Source organism: Bradyrhizobium sp. B025 (genome assembly GCF_042257955.1).
Taxonomy (GTDB): Bacteria; Pseudomonadota; Alphaproteobacteria; order Rhizobiales; family Xanthobacteraceae; genus Bradyrhizobium; species Bradyrhizobium diazoefficiens.
In genome coordinates this window covers 5,674,181-5,694,836 of sequence record NZ_CP170150.1, presented here as the reverse complement: position 1 = coordinate 5,694,836, position 20,656 = coordinate 5,674,181, and the positions used below count along the sequence as shown (strand labels likewise).

Genomic DNA, 20,656 nt, shown 5'->3' with positions numbered 1-20,656 from the left:
ACCTAGACCTGATCTCGCCATGCTCTAAAACAGACGCATGCTCGGACGCATCTTCACGGTCGGTGGTTACACGCTGCTTTCGCGGCTGACGGGGTTTGCCCGCGACATCATGCTCGCGGCGATCCTCGGCGCCGGCCCGGTGGCCGACGCCTTTTTCGTGGCGCTGCGGTTGCCCAACCATTTCCGCGCGATCTTCGCCGAGGGCGCGTTCAACGCCGCCTGGGTGCCGGCCTATGCGCATGTCCATGGCGAGCGCGGGGAGGGGGCGGCCAAACTGTTCGCCGACCGCATCTTCACGCTGCTCTTGGCCTCGCAGGTGGTGCTGCTGATCGCCGCCTGGCTGTTCATGCCGCAGGCCATGAGCATTTTGGCGCCCGGCTTCAGTGAGGACGCCGAGCAGCGCAAGCTCGCGATCGAGCTGACCCGGATCACCTTTCCCTATCTGCTCCTGATCACGCTGGTGACGCTCTATGGCGGCATGCTCAACGTGATGCAGCGCTTTGCCAGCGCCGCGGCCGCGTCGATCTTCCTCAACGTCGCGATGATGATGACGCTGGCAGTTGCCGTCTGGTTTCCGACCGCGGGCCACGCCGCGGCCTGGGGCGTCCTGATCTCGGGCTTCCTGCAATATTTCCTGCTGGCGGGTGATCTCGCCCGCCATGGCGGCCTGCCGCGCTTTGCGCCCTTGAGGCTCGACGAAGACGTGCGCGGCTTCTTCAAGGCGCTGGGGCCTGCGACGCTGGGCTCGATGGGCACGCAGGTCGCGCTGTTTGCCGACACCATCATCGCGACCTTCCTGCCCGCGGGCGCGCTGTCGGCGCTGTATTATGCCGACCGTCTCAACCAGCTGCCGATCGGCGTCATCGGCATCGCCATCGGCACGGTGCTGCTGCCGGAGATGTCGCGGCGCATCACCGCCAACGACCAGGATGGCGCGATGAAGGCGCAACGCCGCGCGTTCGACTTCACGCTGCTGTTCTCGATCCCGTTCGTCGCGGCCTTCCTCACCGTGCCCGACGAGATCATGCGCGCGCTGTTCGCCCGCGGCGCGTTCTCGAAGGCCGATGCGGTTGCCGCAGGCAGCACGCTTGCCGCCTACGCCATCGGCCTGATCCCCTTCGTGCTGATCCGCAGCGCGGTCGCGACCTTCTACGCGCGCAAGGACACCGCGACGCCGGTGCGGGCGTCGCTGACCGGCATCGCCGTCAACGTCGCGCTGAAGCTCGCCTTGATGGGATCGCTCGCCCAGATCGGCCTCGCGCTGGCGACCGCCGTCGGCGTCTGGACCAATCTCTTGCTGGTGCTCTTCTTCGCGGTACGGCGCGGCTTTCTTGTGCCGGACCGCGCCTGGCTACTGTCGCTCGCGAAGTTCCTGCTGACAGGATTGATCCTCGCTGCGGCCTTCTTGCTGATTGCGCGCCTCAGCCCGGCCGCTCTTGCCTCCGTGCACGCCTTCCGGGACGAATTGGCTCTGGTCCTGCTGGCCGTCGGGGGCACGATCGTCTATGCGCTCGCGATCCTCGTTCTGTTCGGCCGCCGCTGGCTGATCGCGCTGGTGCGCGGCTAGGCGCCGGAGCGTAGCACTCGCCTCCAGGGTGTAAGTGACCTCCGCACATCCCTTGATTTTGCACGATTGCTGTGGTACGGTCGCCTCATGATCAAATCAGTGCGCAACATCAACTCGATGCACGTGACCCGCTTCGGCTGGGCCGTGGGAGGAGTCGCGCGCTAGGAATTCGACGACGACATCTTTCCACCAGGCCCCGCCGGCATCGGACGGGGCCTTTTGTTTGGCCACGCTCCCTGCCGGCACAACAGCAGGAGCGTCCCATGCCACCGCAACAGACTAACATCACCTCCGAGACGGGGGGTGATGCTGCGCGGCTTCGCCTCGACCTCTCCACCGTCTTGAGCTTGCTCAAGCGATATTGGCTTGCATTTCGGGATCGGCGTCAGAGCCCGCGCGTCTCCTTGCAGGACCTGAGTGACAGGGAATTGATGGATATCGGCTTGACACGTGGCGAGATCGACTACCTCACGCCAGAACGCGCAATAGACAGGCTTAGAGATGGCACGACGGGCCTGTGGGGCCGTGGTGTGATGTAACTGACCATAAATCTCTGCTTATGCGATCCCGCGCCATTACAATAGAAAGGTGGCGATCATGACGTCACATGTTGCTGTTGCTCAGGCGGACGTAGAAGTCCGGCGATTGACTGTCGATGATCTGGATCTCTTTCGCGAAATTCGCGCGGAGGCGCTTCAGAAGTACCCTCAAACGTTTGGTTCTCCTGAAGAGGACGAAGGCGGTGAAGCGATGCTGATGGCTTATCGCCATTGGCTCAGTGGCACTATTCTTGGCGCGTTTGAATCCGGGAGCTTGATCGGCATCGCGGGCCTCCATGTCTCACCCTACAAGAGATCGCAGCACCGGGGTCAAATCTTCACGGTCTATGTAAGAGAAGACGATCAAGGGAAAGGTGTCGGAGATCGGCTCATCAAAGAGATTCTTGCCCATGCCGAGGCACGTGTCGAACAGGTGCATCTTGCCGTCTTGTTAACAGCAACCGCTGCAATCAAGACCTACAAGCGGAACGGGTTCGAAGTCTACGGCACCGATCCTGGCGCCATCCGCATCGGGGATATCACGTACGACCAGTACCTTATGATGAAGAAATTCATCCGCTGAATTCGATTTGGCGTGGCCTGGTTGGGCTGGAAACCGGGCGTAGCGACGGAGCGCCGAATCCTCGGACCCACGGGAAATGAGCGGACTTCAGCCTTTCCAAGCAAATTCCGTTGACGGATGAACGGTGCTTTTCCCGGCCTGCGATCAACGTTCACGCCTAAAGCCATTTGCCTTGCCACTTTTTCCACGGCAATATGCCGGCAAAACAACCATGAGAACGGGATAAAAAATGGCTGCTCCCATCAAGTTCGGCGTTGGCCAAAGTGTGCTGCGCAAGGAGGATGACGCGCTCATCCGCGGCAAGGGCCGCTATACCGACGATTACGCGCCGCAGGCTGCGCTCCGCTGCTTGATGCTGCGCTCGCCGCACGCGCATGCTAAGTACACCATTGATGCGAGCCGCGCCCGTACGCTGCCCGGCGTCGCGCTGATCCTGACCGCCGCCGACGTTGGGGATCTCGGCAATCTGCCCTGCCTGTTCAATCTCGAGACCGATCCCTTCACCGGCCCGCCATACCCGATCCTCGCGAAGGATGAAGTGCGCCATGTCGGCGATTCCATCGCCTTCGTGGTCGCCGAGACCATCGACCAGGCCCGCGACGCGATCGAGGCGATCGAGGTCAAATGGAGCCCGCTGCCGGCGGTGACCGGCGTCGTCAACGCCGTGAAGAAGGGCGCGCCGCAGGTCTGGCCGGACAAGGCCGGCAACGTGCTGTTCGATGTTTCGATTGGTGACAAAGCCGCGACCGAAGCCGCCTTTGCCAAGGCGCATGCGGTCGCCGAGATCGCCATCGTCAATCCGCGCGTGGTCGCAAGCTTCATGGAGACGCGCGCGGCGGTCTGCGAATATGACGCCAAGCGCGACCATCTGACGCTGACGGTCGGCAGCCAGGGCAGCCATCGCCTGCGCGACATCCTCTGCCAGAACGTGCTGAACATCCCGACCGAGAAGATGCGGGTGATCTGCCCCGACGTCGGCGGCGGCTTCGGCACAAAACTGTTTCCGTATCGCGAATACGCCCTGATGGCGGTTGCCGCGCGGCAACTGAAGAAGGCGGTGAAATGGGCAGCCGACCGCTCCGAGCATTTCATGGGCGACGCGCAGGGCCGCGACAACGTCACCACCGCGAAGATGGCGCTGACTGAAGACGGCAAGTTCCTCGCGATGGATTGCGACCTGATGGGCGACATGGGCGCGTATCTGTCGACCTTCGGGCCCTATATCCCGCATGGCGGCGCCGGCATGCTGCCGGGCCTCTACGACATCCAGGCCTTCCACTGCCGGGTGCGCACCATCTTCACCCACAGCGTGCCGGTCGATGCCTATCGCGGCGCGGGCCGGCCCGAGGCGGCCTATGTGATCGAGCGCCTCGTGGACGCGTGCGCGCGAAAACTCGACATGACGCCGGACGCCATCCGCCGCAAGAACTTCATCCAGCCAAAGGCGCTGCCGTACAAGACGGCCACGGGCAAGGTCTATGATTCCGGCGACTTCGCCGCGCATCTGAAGCGCGCCATGGAGATCGCCGAGTGGAAGGAGTTTCCCAAGCGCGCCAAGGCGGCCAAAAAGCAGGGGCTCATTCGCGGCATCGGCCTTGCGAGCTATGTCGAGATTTGCGGCGTGATGGGTGAGGAGACGGCCAACGTCCGCCTCGATCCCAATGGCGACGTCACTGTCCTGATCGGCACGCAGTCGAGCGGACAGGGGCACCAGACCGCCTATGCGCAGATCGTCGCCGAGCAGTTCGGCGTGGCGCCGGAGCGCGTCCACGTCCGTCAGGGCGATACCGACGAGATCGCGACCGGTCTCGGCACCGGCGGCTCGGCTTCGATCCCGTCAGGCGGCGTCAGCGTCGAGCGCGCCACGCGCGAGCTCGGGCAAAAGCTGAAGGAGATCGCGGCACAGGCGCTGGAAGCCAGCGCCGGCGACCTCGAGATATCGGAGGGCGTGTTGCGCATCGCCGGCACCGACCGTTCGATCTCGTTCGCCGATCTCGCCAAGCGGCCGGGCGCCGATCCGTCGAAGCTGAACGGCAGCGCCACCTTCGCCAGCGCCGACGGCACCTATCCCAACGGCACCCATGTCGCGGAGGTCGAGATCGATCCGGCGACCGGCATCATCAAGATCGTCAACTACGTGATCGTCGACGATTTCGGCAAGACGCTCAACCCGCTGCTGCTCGCCGGGCAGGTGCATGGCGGCGCCATGCAGGGCATCGGCCAGGCCTTGATGGAGCAGGTGGTCTACGGGGCCGGTGACGGCCAGCTGATCACCGCGACCTTCATGGACTACGCGCTGCCGCGGGCGGCTGATGGTCCGGACTTCGTGTTCGAGACCGCCAACGTTCCATGCAAGACCAATCCCATGGGCGTGAAGGGGGCGGGCGAGGCCGGCGCGATCGGCTCCTGTCCGGCCGTCGTCAACGCCATCGTCGACGGGCTCTGGCGCGAGTACAAGATCGACCACATCGACATGCCGGCGACCCCGGAACGGGTGTGGATCGCCATCAGCGAGCACCGTCGCCGTCACAGCCTGTAAGCCACAATCCTGCCGCGCGGGAATAAACGCCCCGCGCGGGGTTCTATCCATGGATGGATCGCGACTCCCGTGAAGCGGGTGGCGGGTCCAATCCCAAGGCATCTGCGAGTCGGAGAAACTAACCAATGAAACGGACGATGATTGTCGTGACGACCCTGCTATTGGGCGCGGGCGCCGTGATGGCGCAGCAGGAGGTCGCGGTTCAACAGGATAATCTGATGCGCTCGCAGGCCAAGAGCCTCTATACGGTCATCCTGAAGATGACCAAGGGCGATATCCCCTACGACCAGAAGGCCGCCGACGAGGCGATCGCCAATCTCGAGACCGACGTCGCCAAGATCGCCAAGACCTTCGAGGTCAATCCCAAGCAGGACGTGGTGAACGCGACCTATGGGGCCTCGCCGAAGGTCTGGAAGAACAAGGCCGATTTCGACTCCAAGATCCCGCCGGTGCAGAAGGCGATCGCGCAGGTCAAGGGCAAGATCACCGACGTCGCGAGCCTCAAGGCCGCCTATACCGCGATCAACGATCGTTGCACCGACTGCCACGAGACGTATCGGCTGAAGTTGAAGTAGCCACCTCACTTTTTTCCACGCTCGACCTCGAAGCCCGGATGAGCGCAGCGATATCCGGGAAGGTGACCCCGCATGTCGCTTCGCTCATGCGGCTCCGAGCGTTGCCTCAACCGGCACGGCCTGCGGGAACCGGTAGTTGCTGCAGGTCCGCAGGTCGGCTAAGCTTTACTTTACGAAGAGTCTCCGTGCTCATTCGTCCTATCGCGCGACTGGCGAGCTAACGTGGAATCGACCACGGTGAAGCGCGAAGGGTTCGAAACGCCGATCGCCTGGGCAACCAATCTGCTGGAAAAACAGCGTGTTGAGGAGCCCGAGCATGCCGTCGTTTCGCAACGAACTGTCCATCAACGATCAAGAGATCGCCGCCGCCCTTGCGGGGGAAGAGCGCCGCCAACAGGACGGCGTCGAACTGATTCCGTCCGAGAATTACACCTACCCGGAGGTGCTTGAGCTGCTCGGATCGGTCTTCACAAATAAATATTCCGAGGGATATCCGGGACGCAGATACTACGGCGGCCAGCAGTATACGGACGAAATCGAGCGCCTCGCACGCGAGCGCGCTTGCTCGCTTTTTCGTGCCGAGCACGCCAACGTTCAGCCTCTTTCCGGATCACCGATGAATCAGGCCGTCTATCTCGGCCTGTTGGAGCCCGGCGACACCATTCTCGCCATGGACCTGTCCCATGGCGGTCATCTCACCCACGGCGCGCCGGTGTCCCACATGGGGCGTTTGTTCAACTTCATTCGCTACAAGACGGCCCCGTCAAACGGCGGCGCGATAGATTTCGACGAATTGCGCGCGATTGCGCGTGAAGCGCGTCCGAAGATGGTGTTGTGCGGTTACAGCTCCTATCCGCGCGACCTGGACTATGCGGCATTCAAGAGTATTGCCGACGAAGTTGGCGCGCTCACGATGGCTGACGTGAGCCACTATGGCGGATTGGTTGCCGCGAATGTCATGCGCAATCCGCTTGATGCCGGCTTCGACGTCATGACGACGACATCCCACAAGACACTGCGCGGCCCCCGGGGCGGGATCATCCTATGCCGGAAAGAAAATGCCGGTCGGATCGATGCTTCCGTATTTCCCGGTTTGCAGGGCGGACCTCACATGAACGTCGTGGCCGGGATTGCCGTGACGCTCAAGAAGGCGGCGACCTCGGATTTCCAGGTCTACGCGCGGCAGGTCTTGCGCAACGCGAAGGTTCTTGCCGGCGCGCTGATGGAGCGCGGGATGAAGCTGGTCACGGACGGAACGGACAATCACATGATGGTCGTCGATACGGCAGCGTCCGTCGGACTGGACGGGCGGGCAGCCGAGGATGTGCTTGATGCCATAGCCATCACCACAAACAAGCAAGTGATTCCGGACGATCCGCGCCCGCCGCTCAGGCCGAGCGGTATTCGCCTTGGGACACCGGCGGCGACCACGCGTGGCATGGGAGAGCCCGAAATGCGTCGTATCGGCGAGTTCATTGCGGCGGCTCTGCAGGCGAACGGCAACGATGCGGTCGTCGCGCGCCTCAGGTCAGAGTGCGTCGAGATGTGCCGGGCTTTTCCTGTTCCAGGCGTGATGTCCAGAGCTAATTCTGTTGCCAAGACCTGACGGATCGTTGTGAGAGTGGTTATCTTCGGTCGAGCCGCCGCGGCGTTGATTCGACCTGCTGGATGCCGGCGCATCTCGCTCCCGATTGCCTCACGATGTTTGGAGTTCCAACGCGCGGCGCGGATCCTAGTCAACAGCGAGACTGGCCATGGTAAAACCCTTTCCGTCGAAGACCCACATCGGCAACCATATGCTGCATCCGGAAACGCTGATGCTGACCTATGGCTATGATCCGCAGCTGTCGGAAGGCGCCATCAAGCCGCCGGTGTTCCTGACCTCGACCTTCGTGTTCAGGACCGCCGAGGACGGGCAGGACTTCTTCGATTTCGTCGCCGGCCGGCGCGAGCCGCCGGAGGGGATGGGCGCGGGCCTGGTCTATTCGCGCTTCAACCACCCCAACAGCGAGATCGTCGAGGACAGGCTCGCGGTCTATGAGCGCACCGAGAGCTGTGCGCTGTTCTCCTCCGGCATGGCGGCCATCGCAACCACGATCCTCGCCTTCGTGCGCCCCGGCGACGTCATCCTGCACTCCCAGCCGCTCTATGGCGGGACGGAAACCCTGCTGACCAACACGCTTGCCCGCCTGTCGATCGGCGCCGTCGGCTTTGCCGACGGCATCGACGAGGCGGCGGTCAAGCAGGCCTCGGAGGAGGCGATGGGCAAGGGCCGGGTTTCGATGATCCTGATCGAGACCCCGGCCAACCCGACCAATGGCCTCGTCGACGTCGCGATGATCCGCCGCATCGCCGACGCGATCGGAAAGGCCCAGGGGCATACGCCGATCATCGCCTGCGACAATACGCTGCTCGGGCCGGTGTTTCAGCGGCCGATCGAGCACGGCGCGGACCTTTCGCTGTACTCGCTGACCAAATATGTCGGCGGTCACTCCGACCTGATCGCGGGCGCCGCGCTCGGCGCGAAGGCGATCATGAAGGGCATCAAGGCGCTGCGCGGAGCCATCGGCACCCAGCTCGATCCGCATTCCTGCTGGATGATCAACCGCTCGCTCGAGACGCTGAGCCTGCGCATGGAAAAAGCCGATGCGAATGCGCGCCTCGTGGCGGCTTATTTGCGCGATCATCCCAAGGTGGCCAAGGTCCACTATCTCGGTCATCACGAGGAGGCATCGCCGGCGGGGCGTGTGTTTGCGAGGCAGTGCCTGGGGGCGGGATCGACATTCTCGTTCGACATCGCCGGCGGCAAGGAGGCCGCGGTCAAATTCCTCAACGCGCTGCAAATCCTCAAGCTGGCGGTGAGCCTCGGCGGCACGGAGTCGCTGGCCAGCCTGCCGGCGACGATGACCCATTCCGGCGTTCCCGCCGACATCCGCCAGAAGATCGGCGTGCTCGATTCCACGATCCGGTTGTCGATCGGCATCGAGAACCCGTCGGATCTGATCGCGGACCTCGCGCAGGCGCTGAATGCGGCTTGAGCGGGGGGATCAAAGCGGATTGGACGCGCGGCATGCCGACATGATCGCCGCGGCAGCCTCGTTGCTCTGCGCGCCCGAGAGCTGCCGCACGAGGCAGACGTAATAGCCCTTGCTGGATGCGTTCAACAGGGAATCGCCGTTGACGACGAGCCAGTTGCAGGCGGAGCGGATGTACTGCACGGCAAGGGGCGATCGTGTATCGCGGATTGCGGACAGCTCGCATTGAGCCTGCTTTTCCATGTCGCTCTGCGCGAGCACCGGTCCGAAGAAGCAAAGAAGCGCTCCGGCGGCGACGAGGCCTGGCACAACGTGCCACGGCGCCCGCGCCGATCTTCTGATGCCGGCGTCGCCGGGCCGATCGAGAACGCTGGAAACGAGCCGCACGGTGCTACTCTGGAAATTGGTGAGGCCGAAGTTTACGGCGGAACGCGCGAGGCTGGCAAGGCACGAGGTTCGGACATTCTCGCACGTTAAGGTCCTAGCCCGAATCGAAAAGGCCGGACGCCCCCTCCTTGCGTCCGGCCTTTCCGCGACGAAGCCGCGTTTTCGCTTACTTCGTCACCTGGCCGCGGATCTCGCCGCCCGGATTCGCCGCCGTGTGGATGTTGACGTAGAGCTTGCCGGCCAGCAGATCGGCGGCCTGCGCGTCGGTCAGCGTCGCAGAGCCCTCGACCGGGCTCGACGTCGCATTCGGGATCGCGATCGCTACGCCGGCGTTCTTGCCGGCCTCGGCGGGCCCGTGGAAATGAGCGGCGGTGGCGGGGCCGGAGAGGCCGGAATAGGTCACCTTCCAGGAGAGCTTCTTGCTGGCGGCGTCATAGTCGAGATCGGCCGTTCCGGTGCCGCTGGTGGTGGTGGCGGGCACCTCGGACTTGCCGTCCAGCGTCGCCTTCAGTTTCTCCGCGCTGGCCGGGGCGGCGAACGCGACGGCAGCTCCGAGTGCCAGCGTGGCAAAAATTGCTTTGTTCATGGGTCTCTCCCTGTTGACGTCTGATTGCGGTCAACTTGCAAACAGTGCGCGCAGGAGTTTATTCCCGGATCAAGCTCAAACCATCTAAATTATTCGTGGCTGGAGCGGCCACCGGCGAATCCGTAAGTTCGGCCGATCTCCATGGGATACCTCGATGCTGCGACGAACAATTCTTGTCATGCTGATCGCTGCCGTTGCAGGCTTCGGCGTCTATTGGTGGTTGACGGCGCCGGCCGCATCGGCCGTGCCGTTGCCATCCCGGGCGCCGGATCTTGCCAACGGGCAGGAGATCTTCAATGCCGGCGGATGCTCCTCCTGCCATGCCGTGCCCAACCAGCCCGACCGCTTGCGGCTCGGCGGGGGCCTGGCGCTCGGCTCGCCATTCGGCACGTTCTACGTGCCCAACATTTCCCCCGATGCCGCCGACGGCATCGGGCGCTGGAGCGAGACCGAATTCGTCAGCGCCGTGATGCGCGGCGTGTCGCCCGAGGGCCAGCACTACTTCCCGGCATTTCCCTACACGTCCTATCATCTGGCTAAGGTGGAGGACGTTCGCGATCTCTTCGCCTATCTGAAGACGCTGCCGCCGGTGTCCGGCAGGGTGCGCGACCACGACTTGCCGTTTCCCTTCAACATCCGCCGCAATGTCGGCATCTGGAAATTGGTGTTCATGCAGAGCGGGCCGTTCGTCGTGGACGCGTCGCACCCGCCGCAATGGAATCGCGGCGCCTATCTCGTCAACGGCTTCGGCCATTGCGCGGAGTGTCACAGCCCGCGCAATCTGCTCGGCGGCATCATCACCGCGCAGCGTTTCGCCGGCGGGCCCAATCCGGAAGGCGAGGGGTGGGTGCCGAACATCACGCAAAAGGGCATTGGCGAATGGAGCGTGAAGGATATCGCCAATTTCCTGAAGACCGGCGAATTGCCCGAGGGCGACAGCGCCGGCGGCGCGATGGCGCGCGTGATCAAGAACACCTCGCAATTGTCGGATGAGGACATTGCGGCGATGGCGGATTACCTCAAGTCGCTGCCGCCGGTGGACGGACCGCCGCGCCCGAAACGCAAGGATGCTGGTTAGAGGCTAGCTCGCGCCGAACGCCTTGAAGGTGATGATGGTGAGCGTGTCCTGGATGCCGGGCAGCACCTGGACCTTTTCGTTAATGAAGTGGCCGATGTCGGTGTCCTTGTCGACGTAGAACTTCACCAGCAGGTCGTAATGGCCGGCCGTGGAGTAGATCTCGGAGGCGATCTCGGCTTCGGCGAGCGCATTGGCGACCGTGTAGGACTGGCCGAGCTTGCATTTGATCTGGACGAAAAAGGGAACCATTGCAGTCACTCCGAAGGCATATCTGGCAGCTAATAGGCCAAAACCGGGGGGGCTTGGCAAGCGAACTTGCCGCCTCGCGGCTGCCCGAAGGATTGGTCCTGGCCAAGCCCCTCTACAAGGCCCTCTAGGAGGGCAGGGGCGCGCCAGCAAACGCCTCCCTCAGCCGCCGGGCCAGCTCGGCATTGCGATAGGGCTTGGTCAGGACGATCGATTGCGCGTGCGCGCGGCCCTGCTCGACCAAGGTCTCCAGGGCATAGCCGGAGGAGAACACGACCGGGAGTCCGGGCCGGATGCGCCGGGCCTGGTCGGCGAGCTCCCAGCCGCTCATTCCGCCGGGCATCACGATGTCGGTGAACAACAGGTCGATGGCCGGGTTGGTGCGAAGCTGCTGCAAGGCCTCCTTGCCGTTGACGGCCGCGACCACGCGATATCCCAGCGCCTCCACGCGCAGCGTGACGGAGGAGCGGACGAACGGATCGTCCTCGGCGACCAGGATCGTTTCGTGGCCCCGGGGCGCAGCCTCCTCGCGCGCCTCGATGTCGGCGAGCGACTGCTCGCCGCCGGCATGCGGCAGGTAGATGCGGACCGTCGTGCCGAGGCCCGGCTCGCTGTAGATCGAGACGTGTCCGCCTGATTGCTTGGCGAAGCCGTAGACCATGCTGAGGCCGAGGCCCGAGCCCTTGCCGACCTCCTTGGTGGTGAAGAACGGCTCGAAGGCGCGCTCGATGACGTCAGGCGTCATGCCCTCGCCGTCATCGGTGATCGAGATCAGGGCGTAGCTGCCGGACTCCACCTCCGGATGCTGGACGCGATAGTGCTCGTCGATCGCGGTGAGCTCGGTGCTGAGGGTGAGATGCCCGCCCGCCGGCATGGCGTCCTGCGCGTTGAGCGCGAGATTGAGCACGGCGGATTCGAGCTGGGCGCGGTCGGCGAAGGCGAGGATGGAGCCGGCGCCGAACGCCGTCGTGATCTCGATGTTTTCGCGCAAGGTGCGCTTGAGCAGCTTGTGCATGGAGGTCAAGAGCTCGCGGCACTCGATCGCGCGGGGTTGCAGCAATTGGCGCCGGCTGAACGCCAGCAGCCGCTGCGTCAGCTCCGCGCCGCGTTCGCCCGACTGGCAGATGTCGTCGGCGAAGCGCCTGAGGTCGGGACGGGCCCTGAGCTGCTCGCTGAGAAACTCCGCGTTGCCGATGATGACGGTGAGCAGATTGTTGAAGTCGTGGGCGATGCCGCCGGAGAGCTGGCCGACCGTCTCCATCTTCTGCGCCTGCTGGAGCTGCTGCTCGGTCAATTTGCGCGTGGTCAGGTCGTGGACGATGCCGACGTAGATCAGCTCGCCGTCCTGCCACGCCTGGCCCACCGACAGATCCATCGGAAAGGTCGATCCGTCCTTGCGCACACCGGCGGCTTCCCCGGTTGCGATGCGCAGCGTATGACCCGTGGATGAGGGCCTCTCCTCATTGGACATCAGCATACCGATGTCGAGATTCATGACCTCGTCGGCGCGATAGCCGAACAACCGTTCGCAGGCGGGATTGAACAGGAGAATGCGGGCTTGCGCGTCGAACAGGATGACGCCGTCGACCGCGGTCTCGACCACGGCGGTGAGGCGTGTCATGCTCTCGCGCAGCGCGCGCTGGGCTTCACGAACCTGGCCGAGGAGCTGGGCCGCATCCCGGTTCTTGCTCTCCTCCTCCTCGAGCGCGGCCTGGACCTGCCGGAGCTCGAACGGCGAGGGGATGGTCAGGATCTTCGGCAGAAGCGGCCAGAGCGCTCCCGCGGTGATGACCGACGCCACGGCGGTGAGCGCCTTGACGATGCCCTCGACGCCGTAGACGGGCACCCAGAGCGTGTAGATCGACAGCACATGCGTCAGGCCGCAGGCCATGATGAAGACGGCGAACGCCCAGAAGACCCACCCGAATTCGAGGTCGCGCCGCTTGGTGACGAGGATCGCGAGTGCAAACGGGATTGAGAAATACGCAAGCGCAATGCAGGCATCCGAAACGACATGCAGCCATATCAGCTCGGGCTCCCAGAGCAGGCAGATGCCGTGCGGGGAGAGCATCGAGGAGTCGAGGATACGTTCGAGGTAGGCCAACATGTGATTGCTTCCCGAGAGGATCGCGGCCGAGGCCGGCCCGCAACATGGCATCGCTGGACGAATCCGCCAATAAACGTCTCACTCACCGGGATGGGCGCCAAGGCCGGGCTATGCCGAGGGCATATTTTCGCGGGATGTGCACACTCGCGGGACGACAAGGCGGGCCGGGCCCTTATCCGGCTGATTCGCCGGGGCCGGACCGGCATAGGTTAGCTCGTCGCGGCGCCCGCGGCCGGCCCGGCTTGCTGGCGCATCCGCGGCACGCTAGGACAAGGCATGGCGGTGTCCCTCTCAAACCAATGTATCCGGCGATGACGACGCCCGTGGCTCTCACCATTGCCGGTTCCGATTCAAGCGGCGGCGCCGGCATCCAGGCGGATCTGAAGACCTTCGCGGCGCTCGGCGTCTACGGCGCCTCCGCGATCACGGCGCTGACGGCGCAGAACACGCGCGGCGTCACCGGCATTCATGCGGTGCCGGCTGATTTCGTCACCGCGCAGATCGATGCGGTGTTCTCCGATCTCGACGTCGGCGCGGTGAAGATCGGCATGGTGGCCCAGGCCGCCAGCATCGATGCGATCGCAGCCGCGCTGGCGCACTGGAAGCCGCGCCATGTGGTGCTCGATCCCGTGATGGTCGCGACATCGGGCGACCGCCTGCTGGCGTCCGAAGCCGTGGAAGCCCTGCGCATGCGACTGACGCCGCTGGCCTCGGTGATCACGCCGAACCTGCCGGAGGCGGCAGCTCTCCTCGGCGAGCCCGCCGCGGCCAGCGAGGCCGGGATCGAAGGCCAGGGGCGCCGGTTGCTGGCGCTCGGCTGCCGTGCGGTCCTGATCAAGGGCGGACACGGCGAGGGCGCCGAGAGCATCGACTATCTCGTCACGTCCGAAAGCACGATCGCGCTCGCCGCGCCCCGCGTCGCGACCAAGAACACCCATGGCACCGGCTGTTCGCTGTCCTCCGCCGTGGCGGCGGGTCTCGCCAAGGGCGAGACTCTCGAGCAGGCGGTGCGCAACGCCAAGGCCTGGATCAGCGCCGCGATTGCTGCTGCCGACCGCTTCGGCGTCGGCCACGGCCACGGGCCGATCCATCATTTTCACAAATTTTACTGACGCCGGCTTCGAGCTGCGCGCCGGCCCCGGCCGTTAACCAACAAGGCGACGGGGACCGGGCTTTTGCGGACAGCCATGGCCGCTTCGTGTCGCCTGATTGTCGCATGCGACTGATATTCGCGGGGAGGGCGAGGCGAGGTTTGATTCGTATCTGAGGGTGCCTCAAAGGTTCAATCGGTCATCCCCCTGTCACGGGATATTGTTACAGGCTGTCGCATGGGAAGCTACGATGTGAGTGACGAAAGCCCTGAAAGGCGCTTTCGCACCTTGTTCATCTCCGACGTTCATCTCGGAGCCCGCGGTTCACAAGCCGACCTTCTGTTGGACTTCCTGCGCTACCATGACGCCGAGACGATCTATCTCGTCGGCGACATCGTCGACGGCTGGGCGCTGAAATCGAGCTGGCACTGGCCGCAATCGCATAACGACCTCGTGCAGAAGCTTTTGCGCAAGGCGCGCAAGGGCGCCAAGGTGATCTACATCCCCGGCAATCACGACGAGTTCCTGCGCAACTATTACGGCACGCATTTCGGCGGCATCGACGTGGTCGAGAACACCGTCCACACCGGCGTGGACGGCAAGCGCTATCTCGTCATCCACGGCGACATCTTCGACCTCGTGGTGCAGAACGCGCGCTGGCTCGCCCATCTCGGCGACAAGGCCTACGACTTCGCGATCCAGATGAATCGCTTCGTCAACTTCTTCCGGCGCATGTTCAAGGTGCCCTATTGGTCGCTGTCGCAATGGGCCAAGCAGAAGGTCAAGAACGCCGTCAACTATATCGGCGCGTTCGAGCAGGCGCTTGCCGCCGAAGCGCGCCGTCACGACGCCGACGGCGTGATCTGCGGCCACATCCACTATGCCGTGATCCGCGACGAGGCCGGCATCCGCTACATGAACTGCGGCGACTGGGTGGAGAGCTGCACCGCGCTGGTCGAGCACGACGACGGCCATTTCGAGATCATCACCTGGGCGGATCAGGCGCAAAAGCCGGCGGCCGTCCCGCAGGTCGCAGCAAGGGCCGCCTGATGCGCATCCTGGTCGCGACCGACGCCTGGCACCCGCAAGTCAACGGTGTGGTTCGGACGCTGACCAAGCTTGCTGACGCCGCCAAAGGGCTTAGCGTTGAAGGTCTTAGCATTGAAGGTCTTGGCGTCGAGTTCAATTTCCTGACGCCGCAGTCGTTCCGCACCTTCGCGATGCCGAGCTATCGCGACGTGCGGCTCGCGATGCCGCGCCCGGCGCGAATCGCGAAGCTGATCGCGGAAGCCCGTCCCGACAGCATCCATATCGCGACCGAAGGGCCGATCGGCCTGATGGTCCGCCGCTATTGCCGCCAGCGCAAGCTGCCGTTCACGACCAGCTTCCACACCCGCTTCCCTGAATATGTCCGCGCCCGTGTGCCGGTTCCGGGCTCGCTGATCTGGCGGGCGCTGCGTCGCTTCCATGCGCCCAGCCGCGCCGTGATGGCGGCGACCCCGGCGCTCGCCCGCGAGCTGACCGAGCGCGGCTTTGACAATGTCGTGCTGTGGCCGCGCGGTGTCGACACGCACTTGTTCCATCCCCGCGCGATCGATCTCTGCCTGCCGGCTCCGGTGTTCCTCTCGGTCGGCCGCGTCGCGGTGGAGAAGAATCTCGAGGCGTTCCTCGACCTCAAGCTGCCCGGCACCAAGGTGGTCGTCGGCGACGGCCCGGCGCGGGCTTCGCTCGAAGAGGCCTATCCCGACGCGATCTTCCTCGGCGAGAAGCACGGCGAGGCGCTGGCGGAAATCTACGCGGCCGCCGACGTCTTCGTGTTCCCCAGCAAGACCGACACGTTCGGCCTGGTCCTGCTGGAAGCGCTCGCAAGCGGCCTGCCGGTCGCGGCCTTCCCGGTGAAGGGCCCCCGCGACGTGATCGGCGATGCACCGGTCGGGGCGCTGGATCATGACCTGCGCAATGCATGCTTTGCCGCGCTCGACATCTCCCGGCAGGCCTGCGTCGAATTCGCCGCCAATTACACCTGGGAGGCCTCGGCGAGGGCCTTTATCGACAGCATAAGGGCGGTCGGTGCGGTGCTGCCGGGCCGGAACGGGGCGGAGCAGCCACGCTTCGTCGCCTGAAGAAGAAAAACCCTCGCGCGGAGGTGTCTTGCCCGGGCGTCATCCGCCGCGATAAGGTCGGCCATGACCGAACAGCCCCTTCCGATCGGCCCTGCCGATATCGATGCCGCAGCGCGGGTGATCGCACCCTTCGCCATCCGCACCCCGCTGTTGTCCTTTCCCGTGCTCAACGAGCGCGTCGGCGCAAAAGTGTTCCTGAAGCCGGAGATGCTCCAGCGCACCGGCTCCTTCAAGTTCCGCGGCGCCTTCAACAAGGTCGCCTCGATCCCGCAGGACAAGCGCGCCGGCGGCGTCGTGGCATTCTCTTCCGGCAACCACGCCCAGGGCGTGGCGGCGGCGGCCAAGATCCTCGACATGCAGGCGACCATCGTGATGCCCGCGGACGCGCCGCTGTCCAAGCGCGAGCGCACTAAATCCTACGGCGCCGAGGTCGTGCTGTACGACCGCGACCGCGACGACCGCGAGGCGATCTCGCGCGGCATCGCCGAGAAGCGCGGCGCGACGCTGGTCAGGCCGTATGACGATCCCTTCGTGATCGCTGGCCAAGGCACCGCCGGCCGCGAGATCGCGGACGACATGGCAGCGCTGGGCCTCAGCCCCGACATCGTGGTGGCACCGGCCTCCGGCGGCGGCCTGATCGCCGGCGTCGCGACCGCGATCAAGGCGCGATATCCGCTGGCGCAGATCGTGGTTGCCGAGCCGGAGGCGTTCGACGATCACGGCCTTTCGCTGACCGCCGGCCATCGCGAGCCGCATGGGCCGGCGGGCCGCACCATCTGCGACGCGCTGATGGCGCTGATCCCCGGCGAGATGACGTTTGCGATCAACAGCAAGCTGCTCGCGCGCGGCGTCACCGCATCCGACAAGGAAGTCGGTGCGGCGGTCGCGTTCGCCTATCGCGAGCTGAAGCTGGTGGTGGAGCCGGGCGGGGCGGTCGGCCTTGCCGCACTGCTTGCGGGACGTCTCGACGTCGCCGGCAAGAACGTCGTCATCGTGCTCTCCGGCGGCAACGTCGATGCGGATTTGTTTGCCGAGCTGGTGGCTTGATTTTTGGAGAGTCTGCTACTGCGACGTAGCATCGTCCTTGAAACCCGCGAGGGCCAGGTAGAGATCGTCGATGAGCCGACGTATTCGTTTGGCTCCGCGGACAATCTGCGAAAGTACGGTACGGAAATCCGTCTTGATAACGCTCATCTAAACTCCGTTCACGGAGTCCGCGCGGACGGGAAGTGGTCCGCGGTCTTTGGCGCCAGTGGAGGGTGTTCTGGCGTCCATCAACACTCTGCCATCGAAGTGGACCGCCATCTATATCTCGCGGTGGGTGATCAAGTCGTCTGCTTAGACCTTGCGACAGGTTCGAGGGAATGGTCACGACGCGTTGATCCGGCGACGTGCTTCGGCGTCTATTGGGATTGCGCTCACGAAGCTCTCATATCCCACGGTGAGCTGCAGATTTCTCGTCTTTCCCTGACGGGCGAAGAGATTGGAGTGCGACAGGCGCAGACACTTTCTCCGAAGGGTTCAGGTGCCTAGCTAGTGGCATCGAGGTTATCGATTTCAATCAGTCGGTGTACCTTTTTGACTATCGCAGCGGTGCGCGTCTAGCCAGCCCGTAGAGTTCGTGCCGCGAACATGACAAAGGGGCAGAGCGTTTCCGCTCTGCCCTTTTGTCGTTTCGCTTGCCGCGATCAGTGCATGAAGCCGCGGTGATTGTTGCCGCCGCCCATGGCGGGCGCCTGGTTCATCGACTGCCGGAAGTTGTTGCCGCCGTTGTTGACCATGCGGTTGGTCGCATTGAACTGCGGGTGGTTGTTCTGCTGGGTGTTCTGGACCTGCACCTTGTTCACCGGGTTGTTGTTGAGCTTCACGATGCCGGTGTTGCCGTTGTTGACGCGGCTCGGGTTGTTCTGCGTCTGAACATTGACAGGCTTGGTCTCGACAGTTGAACCGGCCTTGCCGACATTCACCGGCATGCTCACGATCTTGCCGGGGGTGCCATTGCCGGCGTTCGGCGTGTTGTTGGTCGCGGGCAGCGTCACGATCTTGCCGATGCCGCCATTGTTGTTGGTGGTGTTGGTCGGCGCAGGCAGGGTGACGATCTTGCCCGGGGTCTGCGAGGGCGTGCCGTTCGGCTGGCTCGGCTGGTTGTTGCCGGCCGGCAGGTTGACGATCTGGCCGCCATTGCCGAGCTTGCCGATGACGTTGCCGTCCACGGGCTTCTGCACGACCGGCAGATTTCCATTCATCTGACCACCGCCATTGCCCTGCTGCAGCGGCAAGTATTTGGGCTGGCCGAGATTGCCGATCTTGAAGGTCGGCGCAATGTTCTGCGGCGCCAGGAACTTCGTCGCCTGCATCAAGGGGACCAGCTTCGGCTGGGCTGCGAGCTTCAGCGCGGACACGGCGTAGGGGCTGTTGCCATAGCTGTCGTAGAAGGTCTGGTAGCCGAGCGGCGAGTTCGCGAGCACCGCCTTGTGCCAGGCCTGCGTGAGCAGGAGGTTGTTGAGCAGCCAGCGGATGTGATCGCACAGCGGGTCGTGCGGGTACATCTGGATGAACTCCTGATAGTACTCCGGCCGTCCCTCCGAGACGACGTAGTCATAGGCCTGGCGCGTCGAACGGTTCGGCAGGTTGGAGGCCATCTGCACGACGGGCGCATTCACCGGCGCACGGTTGGCGGCGACAGCGGTGTCGCCGAAGAAGGTGAAGTCCGACGTCAGCGAGGAACTCTCCCACGGGATCTGCGCGCCGCTGGTGGTCTGGTTCACTGCGAGGCGCACGCGCTTGAAGAGCTGCTCGATCGGCACGTTGGGCTCGCGCGCGACGCTCAGGAAGGCCTGGGTGTAGGGACTGTGGCCGCCGGTGCCGTCGAGCGCCTCGGCGCCCGGCGCGGTCGAGTAACCCACGATCGAGCCGTTCGGCGCATCGACGATTGCCAAGCCGCGGCCGGCATCGTTCACGGAGGGGAAGGGGTTGTTGCGGCAGGCATCGAGGATGACGATGCGCATGCGGCTCGGGATCGTCTCCAGCGTCGACATCACGTCGACCAGACGCACCGAATTGTTGACGAGCTCGGTCGGGCTCGAGACCCTGGCGTCGACGGGAACGAGATAGTTCTCGCCGGCGAGCTGCACGCCGTGACCGGCGTAATAGACCATCGCCACCGTGTTCGGACCGCGCGCGGAGACTTTGGCGGAAAAGTCCTGCACCACGCGGAGCATGTCGTTCTGCGTGAGGTCGGTCGCGGCGACCACCTCGAAGCCGGCCGAATTCAGGAACTTCGCCATCGACTCGGCGTCGTTGTCGGGGTTTTGGAGCTGCGGCGCGTTCTGGTAGTTCGAATTGCCGATCACCAGCGCCACCCGCTGCTCCGGGCCTTGCAGCGCGGTGGGGGCCGGCTCGACCGGGGCGACTTGCGCGGACACCGGGCCGCAGGCAAAGCCGAGCAGGCTTCCCAGGAGGCCTGCAGTCATCAGGAAAGGCTTTAGGCGGAACATGGCGTGCTCCTCTGGCACTGATCTCGATGCGAGATTGGTTGCGAGGAAGCCTGGCCGCGTTCGAGCCCGGGGTCCGTGATCCCTGTCACCATGGGTGGCAGCGTGATCTGAATCACGCTTGGAACCTGCTATGGTGAATGGCCGGTTTCGCCGGCGAAAGACAAGCCTTTAGGGGAAATGCCGTCACATGCTGAAATCGATCGATCCGATCCTGACGCCCGATCTGCTCTGGCTCCTGGCCTCGATGGGCCATGGCGACGACCTCGTTTTCGTCGACGCCAATCATCCGGCAACGCGTATCGCCGCTGCGACATCCTCGCGGCGCCTGATCCAGCTGCCGGGCATGCGCATGGAGACTGCCGCCCGCGCCATCATGTCGGTCTACCCGCTCGACGATTTCGATCCCGATCCGGTGCGCGTGATGATGCCGGTGGACGATCCCGATCGCGTGCCCGACGTGCAGCGCGCGGTGCTCGCGGAAATCGAGCGCGCCGCCGGCCGCACTGTCGCTCCCGGCAAGCTGGCGCGTCCGGATTTCTATCGCGCGGCGGCGGCGGGCTTTGGCGTCGTGCAGGTCGGGGACAGCAGGGGCTATGGATGCTTCCTGATCCGCAAGGGCGTGATCAGTTAGCGGACGCCTTGCGTTCGATCAACAAGATCGCCGCTTCTCACGCAGGGTGTGACGCAATTCCCGTCTGCGATA

20 protein-coding genes and 1 riboswitch are annotated in these 20,656 nt (G+C 64.3%); of the genes, 14 read left to right on the top strand and 6 right to left on the bottom strand.

Annotation, left to right across the window (positions count from 1 at the left end; genetic code table 11):
• Window positions 1-37 precede the first annotated feature (37 nt).
• From murJ to ACE10W_RS26645, 7 genes are all read left to right on the top strand, one after another.
• Window positions 38-1,567: a murein biosynthesis integral membrane protein MurJ gene (gene murJ, locus ACE10W_RS26675; protein ID WP_375762063.1), complete on the top strand. Its 1,530-nt coding sequence runs from the start codon at window positions 38-40 to the stop codon at window positions 1,565-1,567.
• Window positions 1,568-1,830: 263 nt separating this feature from the next.
• Entirely contained in the window at window positions 1,831-2,106 is a 276-nt protein-coding gene (locus tag ACE10W_RS26670) for a DUF1127 domain-containing protein (RefSeq protein ID WP_028173225.1), read from the top strand.
• A 58-nt stretch (window positions 2,107-2,164) separates the two neighbouring features.
• Window positions 2,165-2,689 carry a GNAT family N-acetyltransferase gene (locus tag ACE10W_RS26665; RefSeq protein ID WP_097532238.1) on the top strand — a complete coding sequence of 175 codons (525 nt, stop codon included), beginning with the start codon at window positions 2,165-2,167 and terminating at the stop codon, window positions 2,687-2,689.
• Window positions 2,690-2,918: 229 nt separating this feature from the next.
• Window positions 2,919-5,228: a xanthine dehydrogenase family protein molybdopterin-binding subunit gene (locus ACE10W_RS26660; RefSeq protein ID WP_110116663.1), complete on the top strand. Its 2,310-nt coding sequence runs from the start codon at window positions 2,919-2,921 to the stop codon at window positions 5,226-5,228.
• A 125-nt stretch (window positions 5,229-5,353) separates the two neighbouring features.
• Window positions 5,354-5,803, top strand: coding sequence for a cytochrome c (locus tag ACE10W_RS26655; RefSeq protein WP_028173227.1), 450 nt, complete (start codon window positions 5,354-5,356; stop codon window positions 5,801-5,803).
• Between the two features lie 195 nt (window positions 5,804-5,998).
• A riboswitch (ZMP/ZTP riboswitch) is annotated at window positions 5,999-6,085 on the top strand.
• A 34-nt stretch (window positions 6,086-6,119) separates the two neighbouring features.
• On the top strand, window positions 6,120-7,409 hold the full coding sequence (gene glyA, locus ACE10W_RS26650) for a serine hydroxymethyltransferase (RefSeq protein WP_182868929.1): 1,290 nt from the start codon (window positions 6,120-6,122) through the stop codon (window positions 7,407-7,409).
• Window positions 7,410-7,557: 148 nt separating this feature from the next.
• Complete coding sequence (locus ACE10W_RS26645) at window positions 7,558-8,841, top strand: cystathionine gamma-synthase family protein (RefSeq protein WP_011088652.1); 1,284 nt, start codon at window positions 7,558-7,560, stop codon at window positions 8,839-8,841.
• A 9-nt stretch (window positions 8,842-8,850) separates the two neighbouring features.
• Here ACE10W_RS26645 and ACE10W_RS26640 read toward each other — a convergent pair whose 3' ends face one another.
• Window positions 8,851-9,081, bottom strand: coding sequence for a VF_A0006 family four-cysteine protein (locus tag ACE10W_RS26640; RefSeq protein WP_231166541.1), 231 nt, complete (start codon window positions 9,079-9,081; stop codon window positions 8,851-8,853).
• On the opposite strand from ACE10W_RS26640, the gene ACE10W_RS26635 reads away from it, so the two are divergent.
• Window positions 9,064-9,315, top strand: a complete 252-nt coding sequence (locus ACE10W_RS26635) for a hypothetical protein (protein WP_375762062.1) — start codon at window positions 9,064-9,066, stop codon at window positions 9,313-9,315. The two genes, ACE10W_RS26640 and ACE10W_RS26635, sit on opposite strands and share 18 nt — an antisense overlap.
• 76 nt (window positions 9,316-9,391) lie before the next feature.
• On the opposite strand, the gene ACE10W_RS26630 is transcribed toward ACE10W_RS26635, so the two are convergent.
• A complete protein-coding gene (locus ACE10W_RS26630; protein ID WP_011088650.1) occupies window positions 9,392-9,811 on the bottom strand; it encodes a CHRD domain-containing protein in 420 nt (139 codons plus the stop codon).
• A 154-nt stretch (window positions 9,812-9,965) separates the two neighbouring features.
• Between ACE10W_RS26630 and ACE10W_RS26625 the strand changes: the two genes are divergently transcribed.
• The gene (locus ACE10W_RS26625; protein ID WP_182868927.1) at window positions 9,966-10,889 is read left to right on the top strand and encodes a cytochrome c; all 924 of its coding nucleotides are present in this window, start codon (window positions 9,966-9,968) and stop codon (window positions 10,887-10,889) included.
• 3 nt (window positions 10,890-10,892) lie between these two features.
• Here ACE10W_RS26625 and ACE10W_RS26620 read toward each other — a convergent pair whose 3' ends face one another.
• Window positions 10,893-11,138: an Lrp/AsnC family transcriptional regulator gene (locus tag ACE10W_RS26620; RefSeq protein WP_014493934.1), complete on the bottom strand. Its 246-nt coding sequence runs from the start codon at window positions 11,136-11,138 to the stop codon at window positions 10,893-10,895.
• 124 nt (window positions 11,139-11,262) lie between these two features.
• On the bottom strand, window positions 11,263-13,242 hold the full coding sequence (locus tag ACE10W_RS26615; RefSeq protein ID WP_244651813.1) for a PAS domain-containing sensor histidine kinase: 1,980 nt from the start codon (window positions 13,240-13,242) through the stop codon (window positions 11,263-11,265).
• 311 nt (window positions 13,243-13,553) lie between these two features.
• On the opposite strand from ACE10W_RS26615, the gene thiD reads away from it, so the two are divergent.
• The 4 genes from thiD to ACE10W_RS26595 all read left to right on the top strand — a co-directional run bounded on the left by thiD (window position 13,554) and on the right by ACE10W_RS26595 (window position 17,503).
• Complete coding sequence (thiD, locus tag ACE10W_RS26610) at window positions 13,554-14,354, top strand: bifunctional hydroxymethylpyrimidine kinase/phosphomethylpyrimidine kinase (protein WP_182868923.1); 801 nt, start codon at window positions 13,554-13,556, stop codon at window positions 14,352-14,354.
• Window positions 14,355-14,570: 216 nt separating this feature from the next.
• Window positions 14,571-15,383, top strand: a complete 813-nt coding sequence (locus ACE10W_RS26605; protein ID WP_011088645.1) for a UDP-2,3-diacylglucosamine diphosphatase — start codon at window positions 14,571-14,573, stop codon at window positions 15,381-15,383.
• Complete coding sequence (locus ACE10W_RS26600) at window positions 15,383-16,456, top strand: glycosyltransferase family 1 protein (protein WP_060908230.1); 1,074 nt, start codon at window positions 15,383-15,385, stop codon at window positions 16,454-16,456. The genes ACE10W_RS26605 and ACE10W_RS26600 overlap by 1 nt, the downstream gene beginning before the upstream one ends.
• Before the next feature lie 63 nt (window positions 16,457-16,519).
• A complete protein-coding gene (locus ACE10W_RS26595) occupies window positions 16,520-17,503 on the top strand; it encodes a threonine/serine dehydratase (RefSeq protein WP_060908229.1) in 984 nt (327 codons plus the stop codon).
• Between the two features lie 15 nt (window positions 17,504-17,518).
• On the opposite strand, the gene ACE10W_RS26590 is transcribed toward ACE10W_RS26595, so the two are convergent.
• Window positions 17,519-17,650: a hypothetical protein gene (locus ACE10W_RS26590; RefSeq protein WP_375762061.1), complete on the bottom strand. Its 132-nt coding sequence runs from the start codon at window positions 17,648-17,650 to the stop codon at window positions 17,519-17,521.
• A gap of 494 nt (window positions 17,651-18,144) precedes the next feature.
• Complete coding sequence (locus ACE10W_RS26585) at window positions 18,145-19,953, bottom strand: caspase family protein (protein WP_182868921.1); 1,809 nt, start codon at window positions 19,951-19,953, stop codon at window positions 18,145-18,147.
• A gap of 187 nt (window positions 19,954-20,140) precedes the next feature.
• Here ACE10W_RS26585 and ACE10W_RS26580 point away from each other — a divergent pair, with 187 nt between their 5' ends.
• Entirely contained in the window at window positions 20,141-20,584 is a 444-nt protein-coding gene (locus ACE10W_RS26580; protein ID WP_182868918.1) for an RbsD/FucU family protein, read from the top strand.
• Window positions 20,585-20,656 lie beyond the last annotated feature (72 nt).